This window comes from Pararcticibacter amylolyticus (genome assembly GCF_003130405.1).
GTDB classification, from domain to species: domain Bacteria; phylum Bacteroidota; class Bacteroidia; order Sphingobacteriales; family Sphingobacteriaceae; genus Arcticibacter; species Arcticibacter amylolyticus.
Genome location: NZ_QEAS01000016.1, coordinates 76,042 through 93,708, shown reverse-complemented (window position 1 = coordinate 93,708; position 17,667 = coordinate 76,042). Strand labels below are relative to the sequence as shown.

General features: G+C 46.7%; 11 protein-coding genes. 6 read left to right on the top strand and 5 right to left on the bottom strand.

All coding sequences use genetic code 11. The features are described 5' to 3' along the window. Positions 1 to 104 precede the first annotated feature (104 nt). The 3 genes from DDR33_RS18240 to DDR33_RS18230 are packed head-to-tail and all read right to left on the bottom strand — an operon-like array spanning position 105 to position 3,985. Entirely contained in the window at positions 105 to 2,804 is a 2,700-nt protein-coding gene (locus DDR33_RS18240; RefSeq protein WP_109417245.1) for a peptidase associated domain and porin domain-containing protein, read from the bottom strand. Next, entirely contained in the window at positions 2,780 to 3,571 is a 792-nt protein-coding gene (locus DDR33_RS18235) for a GLPGLI family protein (RefSeq protein ID WP_109417244.1), read from the bottom strand. The genes DDR33_RS18240 and DDR33_RS18235 overlap by 25 nt, the downstream gene beginning before the upstream one ends. Before the next feature lie 57 nt (positions 3,572 to 3,628). Further along, the gene (locus tag DDR33_RS18230; protein ID WP_109417243.1) at positions 3,629 to 3,985 is read right to left on the bottom strand and encodes a hypothetical protein; all 357 of its coding nucleotides are present in this window, start codon (positions 3,983 to 3,985) and stop codon (positions 3,629 to 3,631) included. A gap of 321 nt (positions 3,986 to 4,306) precedes the next feature. Here DDR33_RS18230 and DDR33_RS18225 point away from each other — a divergent pair, with 321 nt between their 5' ends. The 6 genes from DDR33_RS18225 (at position 4,307) to katG (ending at position 13,869) form a co-directional block, all read left to right on the top strand. After that, positions 4,307 to 5,050, top strand: coding sequence for a LytR/AlgR family response regulator transcription factor (locus DDR33_RS18225; RefSeq protein ID WP_109417242.1), 744 nt, complete (start codon positions 4,307 to 4,309; stop codon positions 5,048 to 5,050). Continuing rightward, positions 5,047 to 6,972, top strand: a complete 1,926-nt coding sequence (locus DDR33_RS18220; RefSeq protein ID WP_109417241.1) for a sensor histidine kinase — start codon at positions 5,047 to 5,049, stop codon at positions 6,970 to 6,972. The genes DDR33_RS18225 and DDR33_RS18220 overlap by 4 nt, the downstream gene beginning before the upstream one ends. A gap of 61 nt (positions 6,973 to 7,033) precedes the next feature. After that, on the top strand, positions 7,034 to 7,609 hold the full coding sequence (locus DDR33_RS18215; RefSeq protein ID WP_109417240.1) for an RNA polymerase sigma-70 factor: 576 nt from the start codon (positions 7,034 to 7,036) through the stop codon (positions 7,607 to 7,609). A 60-nt stretch (positions 7,610 to 7,669) separates the two neighbouring features. Further along, positions 7,670 to 8,596, top strand: coding sequence for a FecR family protein (locus DDR33_RS18210; RefSeq protein WP_109417239.1), 927 nt, complete (start codon positions 7,670 to 7,672; stop codon positions 8,594 to 8,596). Positions 8,597 to 8,811: 215 nt separating this feature from the next. Further along, a complete protein-coding gene (locus DDR33_RS18205; protein ID WP_158280804.1) occupies positions 8,812 to 11,436 on the top strand; it encodes a TonB-dependent receptor in 2,625 nt (874 codons plus the stop codon). Positions 11,437 to 11,592: 156 nt separating this feature from the next. Continuing rightward, positions 11,593 to 13,869 carry a catalase/peroxidase HPI gene (gene katG / locus DDR33_RS18200; protein WP_109417294.1) on the top strand — a complete coding sequence of 759 codons (2,277 nt, stop codon included), beginning with the start codon at positions 11,593 to 11,595 and terminating at the stop codon, positions 13,867 to 13,869. A 161-nt stretch (positions 13,870 to 14,030) separates the two neighbouring features. On the opposite strand, the gene DDR33_RS18195 is transcribed toward katG, so the two are convergent. Continuing rightward, positions 14,031 to 15,683, bottom strand: coding sequence for a RagB/SusD family nutrient uptake outer membrane protein (locus DDR33_RS18195; RefSeq protein WP_109417237.1), 1,653 nt, complete (start codon positions 15,681 to 15,683; stop codon positions 14,031 to 14,033). A gap of 24 nt (positions 15,684 to 15,707) precedes the next feature. Then, positions 15,708 to 17,667: SusC/RagA family TonB-linked outer membrane protein (locus DDR33_RS18190; protein WP_158280803.1), on the bottom strand; the 1,960-nt coding region annotated here is incomplete at its 5' end.

The following is a 17,667-nucleotide window of genomic DNA, read 5'->3' as shown; positions in this document are numbered from 1 at the left end:
CGGCAAAATAAATATTTATTTAGATTAAATCCAAACAATATGCGTGATTTACGTGTAGGTATATCTGATGGATAATCAGGATAAGGTTTATTCCGCGTTTCTGCCTAAAAGCTATGGTCAAGTCCAATTGAAATATACCTTGGTAACAGCCGGTACTCTGTGACAGCACGATAGGTATCTGTGATCACTGCATTCCTGAAATAGCGGTTGTTGAATAGGTTTTTGGCCGAGATGTCGAATCTTGTTTTGATCTTTTTCACATCATATGAAAATGAAAAATCAGAAAAATAATACGTTTTGGGTGCTTGGGAAAGGAAGTCGCCAAACCGGTAGGCTTCATTTTTCAGGCTCGCCTGTATATCTGAACTGGCCTTGAAGAAAATATTAAAGTAACTATAGGTGTTCTTTAATCGCGAAGTGCTTTCACTGCGAAAAGATGTAAACTGCAGGTTGGACCCTGTATAGATATTTAGTTTGGATCTCCATACACTTTTGAACGAAAGTCCATAATTATGCGACACCGAGTGTATTTCCCGGTTTCCCACACCTGCGATGGCCGTTTCATAATCAGAGAACTCGGCCCCTGCATCCAGCTTGAAATTTCCGCTCAACGGCGTTACATAATAGTTGAACTGTGCATTATAGAACTGAGTTTTTTTATCTTTCAGCAGCACCAGTTCTGTCAGATTGTAGTTTGGGCTTACAATACTCTGGTTACTGATATAATCAAACATAGTTCGGTAGCCAAGTGATAAACTGGCAAAAAACTTATCCAGCATATTACCATGAGAGTAGGTCAGGGTGCCTTCCGAGGAGCTCAATGTGGCCATATTGTCCAAACCCTTTACAAAGTTGCGGAGACCGGTATTAAAATAGTTGGGAACCACTTCCATCAGTTGTGTATTCATTTGGTTGAAGGAAAGCTGCGCCTCTAACTTCCCCTTGGGGTATACTATCCATTTTGTAGACAGGCCCGGAGAAATCAGCCAGTTATCCCTTCGTTGCGTAGGGCCGGAAGTGCGTAAGCCACTGTGAACAAATCCCGCATTCAGGAGCGGTGTCCATTCCCATTTACTGCGCTTCACTGTGTATTTGGCCATCATCCTGGTGTAATTGGTGATGAGGCTGAGCTGGTTTGAAAATCCTTCGGGCCGGATCCCGGTGCCATCATCTGCCAGCAGCACAAAATCAGTCATCAGTTCCTGGTCCTTGTATTCATTTGTGAATGCCAGCTCCATAAAATCGCCGCCTTTCTGCTTCCTCACATAGTGTGATGTAACGCCTATGTACTGCAGATTATTTTCAGCATGCTGGTTTACATTGGAAATTCCCCCGGTCTGGAACAGGTCTTCGTAATAATAGTCATCTATACTATAATCAAGCGGCGATTTCTGCATGATCCAGCGTGCAGAGCTCACTATGGCTTCTCTTGGAGAGAGTTTAAGGGTGTGCGTCAGACTGTGATTGGTGAGATAGCCCTGTGTTTTGGTTAGTTCGGCAGTACCTGATCCGTTGAAGAACAGGTCTCCTGTATCATGCCTGCCAAGCGAACCCAGGTTCCCGGTGTAGGTGAAGGTGGATCTGGCATTGATATCATACTGCAACTCAAGCCTGGAAAAGTAATTATCTATTTTCTTATGGAATTCATAAAGTTCGGTATTGGTAAACTGTATATCCTGGATGTTATATTCCTGGACCGTGTTCCGGTAGAACGATTTTTTTGTCGGGTTGACGAATCCCAGCCATTTTATTTTTAAGTTTTTAGACGGATTATGGATGGTATTGATGGATAACAGCCGGTCGCGGTTGAAATTAGTTCTTTTATAATCAAACCCAGGCAACTGGGGAGTATAGTCGATCAGTGTCGGCGTCATTACCCCTATGCCGATCTGCCCGGGTTCATCGGCTTGCCCGGAATAGAGCAAGTTGTTGATACTGCTCACCGCGTCCACGCCATTATTATTGGCAGTGCCCAGCAGGTAATATTTACTCCTTTTTCCGAAATTCATCAGGTTGATGCTGCCGTGGTAAAACAGCGGTTCGGTTACTGATCCGGAGGCGGAGAGCGACCCCAGCCACTGGCTTTTACTGTCTTCTTTAAGTTGCAGGTTTAAAGCCACCTTATCCGAATTTTCGATTCCCTTCAGATGCTTATTGTTTGAATACCGCTGCAGGACCTGGACTTTATCCAAAGGCCGTACAGACATGTTCTGTGTGAGCAGCCGGTAACCTTTTTCGAAAAAGTCATCTCCTTCAACCATTACTTTCTCTACCTCTTTCTCTCCGATTTTGATGCTGCCATCGGTGCCCACGTTTAATCCGGGGATCTTTTTGAGAAGATCTTCCACGGTGCGCTCGTCGCCCCGCAGAAATGATTTAACATCCAGTTCAATAGTATCTTTCCGAAGCCTGTAAGGGCGCCTCGCGTTGATCACCACCTCCTGAAGCTGCTCCACGCCGCCTGGTATAAGTTGTGCGTTTACCACGGTGTCTTTCTGTGCTATTACGATTTCTTTAACAAGCGGATCATAACCCAGTGCGCGAAAATGCAGGGTCAGGTTCCCGCTTTGGTCTGTACGCAGCTGGTATTTCCCTTCCTGGCTTGTAAATGTGTACCCGAGGAAACCGGAGGCACCGGGTTTGCGCAGATCTACCCGCACCCCTCCGGCAGGCTTGCCGCCGGAAGTAACTTCGCCACTGATTAATACCTGAGCATGTGCGGGAAAAATAATCAGCCACAGGCTGAAAAGTAACAGCCAGAACGGCGCCGGAGCATTGTTCATTTTCCCTTTCCTGCTTCCCATTCATATACCTGTTCTACCGCACCCCGCACTTTATGCCTTTCGACGGTTACTCCATCGATTACCGGCATTTTACTTTGCATGATGCGCATCTGCTGCTCTGTCTGAGCTTCATCTTTCCTGACATATTCTTCTAATGATAATTTTGGCAGGGAGTATATGTATTTTTCGTTTACGGGAATGTTACCATTATAGGGATAAGTTAACTCCTGCAGCAGCCAATAGTTCGGGTTCGCACTTTCGTTATACAACATCACGATCAGGCCGGGCAGGCCTCCGAATTTGTAAGGTCCGGCAGGTACCGGAATTTCATCGGTATAATAAGCAATTAAGGTGGTTCCGCGATATTCAGCTGTCGCCTTACGGCAGACGAACTTGCCGATGCTGTCCTTTTCACTGTAATTCGTGTTCCACACCAGGCCGGGAAATTGGTCAGTCACCAGATAATTATTCCCCTTCAGAGAGCGCGTTTCAACCAGGCTTTTTTTATCATTTTTTTGTATGACAATATTCCGGTAGTTTTTGCCATTATCCATTACCATTGTAAAGTTTGAAGATATTTCGTCATTTGCCTGGCTCTCTTTTCCCGCATCGGCTTTTACAGGAACAGAATCACGGACGGCAATCCTGGTTCCATTTTCGAAATAGACATGTTCCCTGAATGTTGCAGCAGACGAAGGAATGTAGTCATACACTGCATGTAATTTCTGTGCCCGGGCATTCCAGGCAGAGCAGAGTAATAAACAAAATAGTAGTTGCTTGTTCATCATATTCACAGGTGTCAAAGTGAACCGGATGGTTCACTTTGATAATCTTCATTTTTTGAATTAATGAGGGTTTCCGTAATAGTCCTGGTATCTTTTGATAGTCGCTCTAAAGAAATCACTGCAGGTTTCGTAGAACATATCGTTTTCTCCGTAACAGTTCCAGTACAAAACGTGCGTATCAACAACCTGGCCTGAGGAGTTTACGAGGTTCATCGTCAACTTGCAGCGTGTCACCTTTTTACTTTGTGCGTCTTTTTCAACCTCTTCGGTCACTCTAAGATTGTACTGGCCGGCTGCAACATTTTTTACTGTTGTCGTTTCAGAAGCTTTGTTTTCGATTACTTTTGCTCCGGGGTTTGCAAGGGCGGCAGATGACATAATTGCAACTGCTACCACACTCATGAATAACTTTTTCATTTACTTTTAAATTTTTGTTAAACCATTACATACGCTTGCCGCATGCGTTAATTGAAATACAAACTAAATACCCGTGGCAGGTAAGCAGGTAAAGCATTTATGATTCGCCGATCCGTCATTTACAATTCGTGGGGCACTGGTCAGAAAGAAGTGTGTTTAAACAAGCAACAGGGTAAATTATGACTGAAAAAGCAGACAGGAGCGACTATTGGAGGCTACACCGCTCCCTGTCGCTTTGTAAAAAGGCTAAGCGAATCGTAATGAACAGGGGGAAGAAACCAGGAATTATATTTTTTTTGCGCAGTTAAAAGCATCTGATAAATGATCACCATTGCCATTATAGAAGACGAACCAGCGGTACGGAAAGAAATCAGCTATCTCATAGAACAGGAGGCGGACACTATTCTTTCCGGGTGGGCGGACAGTGTACGTGCAGCTCAAAAGTTGATAGAAGAGAAACGCCCTGAAGTGATCCTGCTGGATATACAACTTCGGGACGGAACAGCGTTCGACCTGTTAAAAAAGCTCGACCCCATCCCGCAGAATATCATCTTTATAACGGCGTACAATCATTTTGCAATACAGGCAATTAAATATGGGGCACTGGACTATCTGCTGAAGCCTATTGACCAGACCGAACTGACGGAAGCGCTTGAGCGTTTCCGTCGCAGGCGTGAGAACAATCCGCAATGGATGCAGCAATTATCGCTGACGCAGGAATCAATCGAAGCCGGCGAGCTGCCCGAAAATATTGTACTGAACTCCCTTAATAATATGCGGATTGTCCCCGTAAAGGATATTATATATTGTAAAGGAGATGGCCCTTACACTTTTTTCTTCCTCAATAACGGTACAAAGGAACTCATCTCCAAACCCCTGAAATATTATGAAGACTTATTGCCTGCACCTTATTTCCTGCGTACTCACCAGTCTTACCTGGTGAACAGGCAGTATGTAACAGGCGTGAACCGTTCTGAATACATCGTACTTACAAATAGTGAAGAGATCCCTATTTCCATCCGCCGGAAAAGCAGCATATTAGCCCAACTTTTATCAGAGAAATGAAACAAGCATTCCGAATTATTCTCTTCCTGTGTGCCTTTTCGGCGTTTTTTGCATGTAAACAGGAACGCCATGTCTCTGGCGGAGGACCGGATACTCTTGCCAGACAGATAGAAGCTCTGGTGAGCATGAAGGCAGGGCCTTCGAATTTTGATTCGCTGCTGAGGGCCGGAAAGCGGTTTGATAAAAACCCCTACGTGAAAAGGGACACCGTACTTGCTACGAAGGTCAAATATCATCTGGCGCGCATATACGGGATGCAGGGACTGGATTCTGCCGGTATTTTTGTGGGGCAGGCACTTGAACTGATAGAGCCGACAGCCGGTAACCTTAAGATGAAGGCTCTTGTGTACAATGGAATAGGTAACATCCGTAATCTGGAAGCGAAGGAGAAAGAAGCTGCTTATTATTATAACAAAGCGGCGGCTATTGTAATGTCTGATTCTACTGTCGGATTGTCTGCCGAGGCAAGATCAGCCATTCTACTGTCGGCAGCACAGAGCAACCTGGACGCCTTTCAATATGATCTTGCTGAAAAAATGAACCGTGCCACGTTGCCGCTGTCTGATTCTGTTCCGGAAGGACATATTGTGAAGCAGCGTGTGTTGGTGCAGCTGATTCAAACGCTGAATAAAAGGCATAAACCTGCTAACAGTTATCTGCCTTATCTACGGAAGCTGGAAGCGCTCCATGCCAGGAACCCCGAAGCTTACAACGCAAGCTACCTGTATGAAACCAAGATATTGTATTTTGAATCAGCAGGAAAGAAGGATTCTTTGCTGCATTACCAGTTGTTAAAGCTGCAGGCGGATGAACAGCTTTATAATAGCAAAGAAACTTCCATTTTCATTAACAACCTGTTTGTTGACTATTGTAACGTTGCGCTGATTTACACCGGCCTTCGGCTGGCTGCACCAGCAGCGAAGCATGTCGCCGAAGCAAACAGGCTTCAGAAGAAGCACCCGGGAGCGATATTTGCTGATAACGAGGTGATTTTTTACAAAACCCTTGCTGCACTCTATCAGTTACAGGGAAAGAATGGCGAAGCGATCAATGCACTGAAACGCGTTGCTGATCTTCAGGAAGATATTTACCAAACCCAAAATGCGCAGGCAATTGCCGAGATGAACGCCCTGTATCAGCTGCAGGCAAAAGACAGGTCTATCCGTGCATTGAACGAAAATATTCAGATCAATAAGCTGCAGTTGCAGCAGAACCGTTTATGGCTTGTTGTGTCAATACTAGGTGTTGTATTGCTGGGCATGACATTGCTGTTCCTGTTTCATAGTTTTCGTCAGCGGCGCCTAGGGCAGGAAAAGGAAAAATTGCTGTTACAGCAGAAGTTATTGCGGACCCAGATGGAGCCCCATTTCATCTTCAATACGCTCGCCGCGGTACAGAGTTTTGTCCGGCTCGACAAGAAGGACGCTGCGATCAAATATCTGAACCGTTTCAGCCGCCTGTTGCGGAGCAGCCTGGAGCTTAGTCGTGAAGACCTCGTTCCGCTCACTGAAGAGATTGAGACGCTCGACAATTACCTGAGCCTGCAGCAGATGCGCTGTGAGGATGCTTTTACGTACCAGATTGTGCAACCAGAAGAACAGGACCTGAGTGCCGTCATGTTACCGCCGATGCTGATACAGCCCTACGTAGAGAATGCTATTCTCCACGGGATTGATCTCCATACGGGTGAAGGCAATATTGAGATCCGGTTACAAATAGAAGGGGATATTCTGAATGTCTCTATAGCAGACAGCGGTAAAACGGAAACGGAGGATAGCAGGTCTTCTCACCGCTCATTGTCGGGAATCATCAGCCGTGAGCGGATGCAGTTACTGGGACGAAAAGCGGGCATACAGGTAGCAGGGGATGCAAAGGGCGGAGGTACTGTTGTGAATCTGAAAATTCCTGTGGTATTCGGGTGAAGATGTTTATAAATGAATCCGTTATCTGCTTTTTAAAGGTTTATTTGGAATAAATCTAAATATGAATATCTTTGCCCTCATGTCAGAAAAGGGAAATTTCGTTCGGGATGTGAAGACCACGGTACTTCAGATCAACGAAGTTTCTTTTGAGGAGGCTTATACAGCATTGTCGGGAAAGATATACAGGATGTGTTACTTTTATCTTAAAGATTCAGAGGATGCTAAAGAAGTTGTGCATGACATCTTCCGGTCGATCTGGGAAAGAAGGGAAACGCTGGAAATAAGGACCTCACTTGAGGCGTACCTGATAAAAGCTGCTAAACTCAAGATACTTCAGAATATAAGAAACAGGATCAGTCAGGAACAGCATCTGGAATATGTGATGAAGGATTTCTGTGACTCCCGGAATGTTACTGAGCAGGATGTAATGCATAGCCTTCTTAACCGCAATGTAAAGCAGCTGATCGATCAGCTATCCTGCCAATGTAAACGGGTCTTCAAGCTGAGCAGGGAGAAGGGAATGAGTAATAAAGAGATCGCCTCAACTTTAATGATCTCGGAAAAAGCGGTGGAGTATCATATGAGCAATGCCTTGTCCTTCCTCCGGAAAAACTTATCGGAATACAACATAAAATAAAAAAAGTTCCTGGGGTTACAGCCAGCTTCGGGAACTATACACAAAAAGGCTTACTATTTAATGGCTGTGACTCCCGAAAAATTAGAGCGATATATTGCCGGAAACTGTTCTTCTGAAGAAAAGCGGGAGGTAGAACAATGGATTCTGGATGGAACAGCTGACTTGAATCTGCCTGTATCCGAAGAAGAGGAAGCGCTTTCTGAGGTCTGGCAGCGCTTAAGCGATGAATCCGGACAGCATAAAAGGACGAGACCGGGGATATCTCCGGCAATATGGAAGATCGCCGCCGTCCTTTGTATCGCCCTCACTGTAACGATCTGGACCATGAGTAAGCAGGGGACATCCGTGGCTGCACCCCGTTCTCTTGTCACAAAAAAAGGCGAGCGTAAACAGTTAACCTTACCGGACGGAACAGAAGTTTTTCTGAACTCTGAGAGTACGCTGAAATACCCGGAAGGATTTGGAACATCTTCACGTGAAACAGAATTAACCGGCGAGGCTTTTTTTAAAATTGCACCCGATGCCACTAAGCCATTTGTTATTCATACCGCAAAAAGCGTGACCCGTGTACTTGGAACGCAGTTCAATCTTAAGTGTTATCCTGGCGATGCAACGAGCATATCAGTGGCTGAAGGAAGGGTTTCATTCTCGGCAAAAGGCAGTTTTTCAGGTGCTGTAGTCCTCAGCGGGGGAGAATCAGCGGATTTAAGAGAAGGGCAAAGTCCTGTCAGACACAACATGCTGCCTTCTCAGGAGATGGCCTGGATGGAAAACAAGCTGATCATCGACAATGAGGAACTTTCGCACATTGCCTCCCGTCTGGAGAGATGGTATGGCATAGAGGTGCACATCCATTCACCTTTAATTGCAGGCATCCGCTGTTCAGGCACCTTTATAAATCAACCTGCAGAGAAGGTGATTAAAACTCTCTGCTACAGTACAGGTCTTCAGTATAAATTAAGTAATCATGTTTTTCTAATCTATTGATTTATGTTACACTATCAGGAGGACCCTTAAAACGATAAGTATTACAGTAATAAAAAACCCGATGCCTGGTCGCCAAACTTCACATCGGGTAAATGTTAAAAAATCATCAGTTCTTTAATCATTTTAACAAAAATATGAATTCTCCGTTATTGCACGGTTTTAAACTTCTGCATTTCTGCAATCACACACGTTGCTCCCGTTTTATCAGCTCATGCTTGTTATATCCCCTTTGTCTTGTTTGGTTTCTTCTTTCCTCTTATTCTATTGCACATGCGCAAAACGACAACGGCATTCTCAACAGAAAGATCTCTGTAGAATTGAATGATGTCACTATCGGGAACGCCTTAACACTGATTGGCCAGAAGGCAGGATGTACTTTCGTTTACAGTAATTCACTGTTAAAGTCCGAGCGCCGGATCAGTGCAAGCTATTCGTCCGAGTCTCTTGCCCGGATCCTGAAGGAACTTCTTGGTGATGCCGCAAACGGTATCATGGCAGAAGGAAGTCAGATAACAATCAGAACTCCCGGGACCGGAACAGTAGCTGGAACCGTAAGTACCAGTGACGGTAAACCAGCCGGATATGTTACCGTCAGTATAAGGGGAATCAAGAGCGTTCAGGTCAATCCGGCAGGGGAGTTTGTCATCAAGAATGTACCATCCGGAACGCATAACCTTACTGCAAGCTTTATTGGTCTTGAAACTCAGCGGAAGGAAGTTGTAGTAAGAACCGATGCCACCACTTCGGTAAGTTTTGTACTCAGGGAGAGCCGCCAGCAATTGCAGGAAGTGATCATTACAAGTAAGACCGGAAAAGGGTACGTGGAAGATCAGCCCTCTTCAAGCCTTCGCCTGGCCACACCGGTTATGCTGACCCCCCAGAATATTACGGTCATTACCAGCAGCATTATACAGGATCAGCAGTTGTTAACTACTTCAGATATAGCGAAGAACATCAGTGGCGTAACCAATACTATACCTTACGCCAGCGCATCAACAGGTTTCAGTATCCGGGGCACCCAGTCGTCTAACAACCGCCTTCGGAACGGCATGCCTGTTTCTACCCTGATGGGATATGGAATCGCTCAGGAGGATATGAGTTATGTCGAAAGCGTGGAGTTCATAAAAGGGCCTGCTGGTTTTATGCTGGCACAAGGTGAGCCGGGCGGGATGTACAATGTCGTCACTAAAAAGCCACTGAATAATTACCACGCCAGCGCAGGCTTCACCCTGGGCAGCTATAATCTCTACCGGAGCACGGTTGATATAGGAGGCCCATTGAGCAAAAAATTGTATTACCGCCTGAATGTGATGGGGCAAAATGCCGGAACACATATCGACTACGGGAAGAATAACCGGCTTAGCATAGCGCCGGTGATCCGTTACGATCTGGATGACCGGACCTCTCTGACTGCAGAGTTTAATCTTGATATGGTGGGATTGCTTGGGACCAACAACATTGTGCCGACCCGTAATCAGCAACCCCTAAAGAGAAGTTTCTCCGTAGCCGATCCTGCACTCGGTGTAACCAAACTGCGTAATAATTACGGTTATCTCAACCTGCGGCACAGGCTGAACGATAACTGGCAGGTCACAGCCCAGACAGGCATGATCGTCAGCAAGTGGAAGGGGCAGGATCTGTATGCGCTAAACAGCCTGGTTGATGCCGCCGGGATGCTGCCGAGGCGTTTAAGATATATTGATTTCAATGATAACCTTATTACGGGACAGGTATTTTTGAATGGAAAGGGCCTTACAGGAGCAATAGAACATACCATTCTTGCCGGTATAGACGGCGGCTCCCTGAATACCAAGGGAAAGCATGCGGATGTCAACAACATCCTTCCCATTAATGTGGACCAACCGGCCTATGGTTTGTCCAGGGGCATCGACACTCTGATCAATGAATCTTCCTTACATTACGGTTATGCCAATCTTCCCGCTACTGCAGGAGTTCCTTCCCGGACTAGCTGGCAGGCAGTAATGCTTCAGGACGATATAAAGCTGCTGCCCTGGCTTCAGCTGACAATTGGAGGGCGCTATACTTATTATAGTAATGGTTCCGACGCCTCTCCGAAAAAAGACAAGGTGTTTACCCCGAGAGCCGGGCTTGTCATCAGTCCGCTGGAAAATACATCAGTATATGCTCTTTATGACCAGTCTTTTTTACAGCAGGGAGGAAGAGCTTTTTCCGGAGAAGAGTTTAAACCCCTGACAGGCGATAATATTGAATTCGGTGTGAAACGTGAATGGTTGGGCAGGGCGCTCTTTACTCAGATCTCCGTGTTCAGAATTACCAAAAACAACCTGCTCACTAACGACCCGGACAATATAGGGTACAGTGTTCAAACCGGTCAGGTGCGCAGCACGGGCTTTGAAACAGATATATTAGGCAGGCTTTCTGCGAATTTTAGTGTGGTCGCGAATTATTCTTATATCAATGCAAAGGTTACAAAGGATAATAATGCCGATCTGATCGGTACCCGTCAGGTAAACCCCGTGCACACTTTCAATGTCTGGCTTCGGTACAAAGTTGAATCGGGGCTGCTCCAGGGTGTTGGAGCAGCTCTGGGCACTTCTTATTATGCCGACCGCTACATCACTACCGTCAAGAAACAGACTTCTGATCCCCAAAGGAAGCTGCCAGACTTTAAAAGTACCGATGCAGCAATTTACTACAGCAAGGGAAGTTTTTCGACTGCCCTGAATGTGGACAATATCGGGAATACGTATAATTATAGTGCAAATAATTTCAATGGAAACCGCGGCGCTGAAGGCGAATTTTATATAAAATCGCTTCCGGGCCGGAATTACCGGCTTTCGGTAGCGGTTAAATTCTGAAAACCGGGTTAGATACCGGTATTCAGCCGTTCTTCTTATAGGCAATAGTTTTTGACTATTGCCTATAAGAAGAATTGATTAGGTTGTACCATTTCCTTCTCCTAATTTTATGTTCATAATCCGGTGGATGCCGGTGCTGAATTAAAACTCACAGAAATGGATCACAACTCAAACGACATCAGCAAGTGCCCGTTTCATAACGGAAGTATGAAACAAAATGTAGCGGGTGGAGGTACCCGCAACCGTGACTGGTGGCCTGACCAGCTAAAGCTGAACATCCTGCGTCAGCATTCATCTTTGTCTAATCCGATGGATAAAGATTTTAACTATGCGGAAGAATTTAATTCGCTCGACCTGGAGGCAGTAAAACAAGATCTGCATGCTTTAATGACTGACTCCCAGGAATGGTGGCCGGCAGATTTTGGCCATTACGGAGGTTTGTTTATCCGGATGGCGTGGCACAGTGCGGGCACTTACCGCGTGACTGATGGAAGGGGAGGAGGAGGTGCCGGTTTGCAGCGCTTTGCTCCGCTTAACAGCTGGCCTGATAATGTGAGCCTTGATAAAGCCCGTCGTTTGCTCTGGCCAATTAAACAGAAATATGGCCGTAAAATTTCCTGGGCCGATTTAATTATTCTTACCGGTAATGTTGCTCTGGAATCAATGGGTTTTAAGACCCTCGGTTTTGCAGGTGGCCGTGAAGATGCCTGGGAAGCAGACGAATCTGTGTACTGGGGGTCCGAGAGAACCTGGCTGGGAGGTGATGTCCGCTATGCGGGTGGTTCGGAAGGGGTGGTGGAAGACCGGGGTGTACTGGTATCGGACGACGATGCAGACGGTAAAATTCATGCGCGCAACCTTGAAAAGCCGCTTGCTGCGGTGCAAATGGGGTTGATCTATGTCAACCCGGAAGGTCCTGACGGCAATCCTGATCCGGTGATGGCAGCTAAAGATATCCGTGATACCTTTGGCCGTATGGCCATGAATGACGAAGAAACCGTAGCCCTGATAGCCGGCGGACATAGTTTTGGCAAAACACACGGCGCTGCCTCTGCTGATCATGTTAGTGAAGAACCGGAAGCTGCTGGTATAGAGCAGCAGGGCTTTGGATGGAGCAACAGTTTCCGCTCAGGGAAGGGCCCTGATACGATCACCAGCGGACTCGAGGTGACATGGACGACCACTCCAACGCAATGGAGCAATAACTTCTTTGAAAACCTGTTCGGTTTTGAGTGGGAATTAACCAAAAGTCCGGGCGGCGCCCACCAGTGGGTGGCAAAAAATGCGGACGAGATTATTCCAGATGCTTATGATAGCGAGAAAAAGCACCGCCCGACTATGCTGACTACCGACCTTGCATTAAGGTTCGATCCTGAATATGAAAAAATATCCAGGCGCTTTCTGGAAGATCACCAGGCTTTTTCAGATGCATTTGCCCGTGCGTGGTTTAAGTTAACGCACCGGGATATGGGACCGCGCGCCCGTTATCTTGGCCCGGAAGTGCCGCAGGAAGAGTTTCTGTGGCAGGATAATATTCCGCCGGTTGATCATGCACTGGTGGATGAAAACGATGTCATTGACCTTAAAGGGAAGATACTTGCATCAGGCCTGAGCATTTCAGAACTGGTAGCTACAGCATGGGCGTCAGCCTCTACTTTTCGCGGATCGGATAAGCGCGGCGGCGCCAATGGTGCACGTATTCGCCTGGCACCGCAACGATACTGGAATGTCAACAACCCGCCACAGTTACAGCAGGTGCTGAACGTACTAGGAGGCATCCAGGCTGAATTTAACGGTGCTCAAACCGATGGTAAGAAGATTTCGCTGGCCGATCTGATCGTGCTGGCGGGTAATGCCGGTATTGAAAAGGCTGCGGCAGATGCCGGTCAGGCGATTGTGGTTCCCTTTAAATCCGGACGGATGGACGCCTCGCAGGAGCAAACCGACGTGGAATCGTCAGGGTACCTGGAACCGTTAGCCGATGGGTTCAGGAGCTATCGTAAGCCGGGAATTAAGGTGTCGACGGAGGAGCTGCTCGTTGATAAAGCACATCTGCTTACCCTTACAGCGCCGGAACTAACCGTACTGATGGGCGGACTGAAAGTTCTGAACATCAATTTTGACGGGTCAAAACATGGTGTGTTTACTGTTCGTCGAGGGCAGCTTACCAACGATTTCTTTGTAAATCTCCTGGATATGGGTACTGCCTGGCAGGCGGCATCTCAGGATCGTGAAGTTTACCTTGGCACAGACCGTAAAACCGGCGATGTAAAATGGAGTGCTACACGTGCCGACCTGGTATTCGGCTCCCATGCCGAACTGCGTGCCATTGCAGAGGTTTATGCCAGTACAGACGGGAAGAGCAAATTTTTGAGTGACTTTGTAAAGGCCTGGACTAAAGTCATGAATTTGGACAGATTTGACTCATATTGAATTATAACCCCTTAATAAAACCTCTTAAACTAATAGCGGGAGTTCGTCCCGCTATTAGTTTAAGAGGTTTTAAGCTTCTGAATAAGCCTCTCCGGATTTTTTAAAACTTGCTTTAAGCCCGGTAAGATCTTTGTCAATTATCTTTGTCAGGTCGGAAAAGGTCAGTATCCTGAGTTTTGCTGCAGTTTATCCGATTTATCAATTTCACTCTGCTGCAGCGGATATAAATAGTTTCTGTCTGTGAAAACTCTGTCTTCTATTGTAAAAGGCGTATAGGTAAGCGTGCTGCCTGCTTTTACGATCTTCATGCCGTGTACCGGAGAATTAAAATAGATTTCGCCTTGTTTCCATCTGCGGACATCGAAAAAGCGTTGTTCTTCGAAGCACAGCTCTACCCGGCGTTCATTTTTAATTCGTTCGCGCATGTCTGCCTGGCCTAAGCCGTTTGGCAAACCCGGCATCCCCGCGCGGGTACGCACAGCATTTACTGCGTTATAGACCTCAACAGACGGACCTGAGGCTTCGTTCAGGGCCTCCGCATAGATGAGAAGAATTTCGGCATATCTGAAAAGTACCCATGGGCGGCGTACTGACGTGTTGCTTGTGACATTGTAAGTAGCATTACTGCTGATAAACTTGCGCAGGTAATAACCGGATTTAGTGCTGTTGACGTTTGCCGGATCATTGTCGAGACCGCCTTCAAAGGTTTCGACATTCCGGGATAAACTTCCTGTTTTAAAGTTTGAACCATTATACACAATGAATAAACTCAGACGCGGATCACGGTTCTTATATGGGTCCTGAGGATTATAGCCCGATGCGGCATCGGTTATAGCCTTTCCGTTGCTCATTTCAAAGGCATCCACCAGCTCCTGCGTGGGATTGGTACGGCCAAGGCCACCGGTAAAACTGATAGGAGCGTTGTTGGACTCAATGCTGTTGGTGCTGCCTGCTGGGGTAGCAAAGATCACTTCCTTGTTGTAAGCTGTAGCCGTATTCGTATAGTTCCACAGGTTCGGGTAATCAGCAGCATTAAGTAATCCATGCACATTCAGGTCTATCAAAGCTTTCGCTGCTGCTGCTGCGTTTTGCCATCTCGTTAAATCGTTATTAGGATTATACTGGGGGCTGGCGTAGATCAGCAGTGTTTTCGCCTTAAGCGCCAGGCCGGCAGCCTTTGTAGCCCTTCCGTAATTAGCGGCATCCCATTCTTTAGTGGTTTTTGCCGCAATCTGGTTAATGGCTGAATCGCAGTCTGCGGTGATGCTTTTTACCACCTCATCCACGGAGTTACGCGGCAGATTGAGATCCTCTCCAACTGAAAAGGAGCGTGTAGCCAGCACAATTTGCCCGTAGCGTTTAAACAATTCATAATGAAACAGCGCTCTCAGGAAGAAAGCCTCGCCGCGCAGGCCGGGACGGTCTGTTGCCGGGAAAATAACCGCAGTGGGCGATTTCTCGAGGAAAATATTGACCACCCTTAAGCCTGTATACATATTAGTGTACTGCTCGTCAAACGTTTTGAGCGGTCCCCATGTGCCGTTATTGAAGTAATTGATATTGCTGTTAAGATTCGAGTTGACGGCTTCATCCGAACCGCTGGCCATTAATGCCCCGTTGCCGTCGACATTGTATCTGCCTAAAAGGGAATTATACCCATTGTTCAGAAATTCCCTCACCCTGCGGTCGGTTACCCAGATCGCATCTTCTGAGATGGGGCCTTCGGAGTACTTCGGCTCGAAGAAATCTTTACAGCCGGCAAGCAAGGTGGAGAACAGCACCATGCTATATATTAGAGGTAGTACCTTTTTCATTGCTTTTGGTTTTAAACTGATGGATTAAAATCTGACGTTCAGCCCTAACGTGTAAGTTTTCATATATGGATAGTTGGATGCCATCCCCGCGGTGGGGATTTCCGGGTCTATATTGAAGCCTTTCAGCGGAGATATCGTCAACAGGTTAAAGCCGCCTGCAAATAGCCTGGCTTTCTTCACGTGAAACCTGTTAAGAAGAGTCTGAGGAAGCGAAAAGCCAAGTTCAAGAGTCCGCAGCTTCAGAAAGTCACCCGAACGCAGCCAGAAGTCTGAATTGGAATTGTTATTTCCGTTGTTACTCACTGCAATACGGGGAAAACGTGCTGTAGAAGCAGTTTCAGGTGTCCAACTCTCGAAGGATAGCTGGTTAAGCCCGCCGGGACCCGCATATACCACTTGTCTTATATCAATTGTCCGTCCGTGAATACCCTGAAACTGTGCACTAATGTCAAAGAAACTGTATGTGAGATTAAAGCCGAAGCCGTAGTAAATTTTCGGAATATCGGTATAGTTTGTGGCCACTGCATCCCTGTTGTCAATAACATTATCCCCATTAACATCTTTGTACTTAATATCACCGGGCACTACTAAACCTGCCAGCAATTGCTTCGGACTTGCGTCGATTTCTGCCTGATCCCGGAAGATACCGTCGGAGAGGTAGAAACGTTTGGTGCCCGATAAACTTACATTGCCGATATTGTTCCCTACGGGCGACTGGTAAGACAGGGCTCCGCTGGGCAGCGGCTGCTTTAAGAGTTTATTGGAAGCATACGTGAAGTTCCCGTTAACAGAAATGCTTAGCTTGTTATTAATGGCCTTCCTGTAACCCGTGCTAAGATCAAAGCCATGGCTTTTTACTTCACCTGCATTAACGGAGCTGACGCTCACCCCCAGGATGCCTGGTAAATTGGCGCTGCTCAGAATATCGTTACGGTCTTCGCTGAAGTAATCTGCGGATAAAGTAAGTGCATTTTTTAAAAATCCGAAATCGGCACCGATGTTCAGGCGGTCTATCTTTTCCCAGGTTGTCTCCGGGTTGCCCGCCGGGTTTACAGCATAGGCTGTAGTGGTACCAGAGAAGGATGAGCCCAGGATAGGTCCGGCTCCCCGGGTAAACAGGGTTCTGTAAGGAAGTCTTACAAGGTTGCCGTTTGAGTCATAGGTTGGCCCGATATTGCCAGTCCGTCCATAAGATGCCCTTACTTTTAAGTAGTCTATGAAATTGACGTCTTTGAAAAAGTCCTCATCAGAAGTTACCCAACCAGCTGAAACTGCCGGGAAAAAGCCGAACCTGCTGCCAGGCGCATAATCTTCCGAGCCGGAATAACTGCCGGTAAAACCGAGAAAGTACCCGTTCTTAAAATCATAGTTCATCCGGCCTGACAGCATTTGTCCCCTGTAATCAATGCGATCGACGGCGGCGCTTACAGACTGTTGTGCTCGGACAGAGCTTGTAACATGATGATCGCCGAAAGTGCGTTCGTAGTCCAAGCCCAGCCACACTTCGCTGTTTTTAGTACTAGTATTGAAAGAAGAGGCCTGATAGCTCAAAACAGCCGGGGTACGGTATGTTTGCGACGGACTTACCATATTATTTACGACAGCATAGTTCTGGGAAAACCCATGCGAGTAGTCGCCGTAGGCATCATAGGAAAAGAAAATATTGGCCGATAGTCCACGGGTAACTAAATCGAGTTTCTGTTTTGCCGAAATTGCCGCGGTCAGGTAATTCGTGGTCACTTTATCCACCCCTGCCTGTTGTAACTGGCCCAGCGGATTAGTCTGGTAATTAGAGGTACCGCCCAGAGAGCCGTCTGCATTTACTATCGGGAATGCATTCGGAGGTAAAGTAAAAAGAGTATTTAATACTGATTCCGTTCCATCACCCGCGTCGTTCCTGATGATACTCCTCAAGCTCGACAACAGCGTCACACTGAGTGTTTTTGTGACATCGTAGTCGAGGTTAATCCTGAAGTTGAAACGC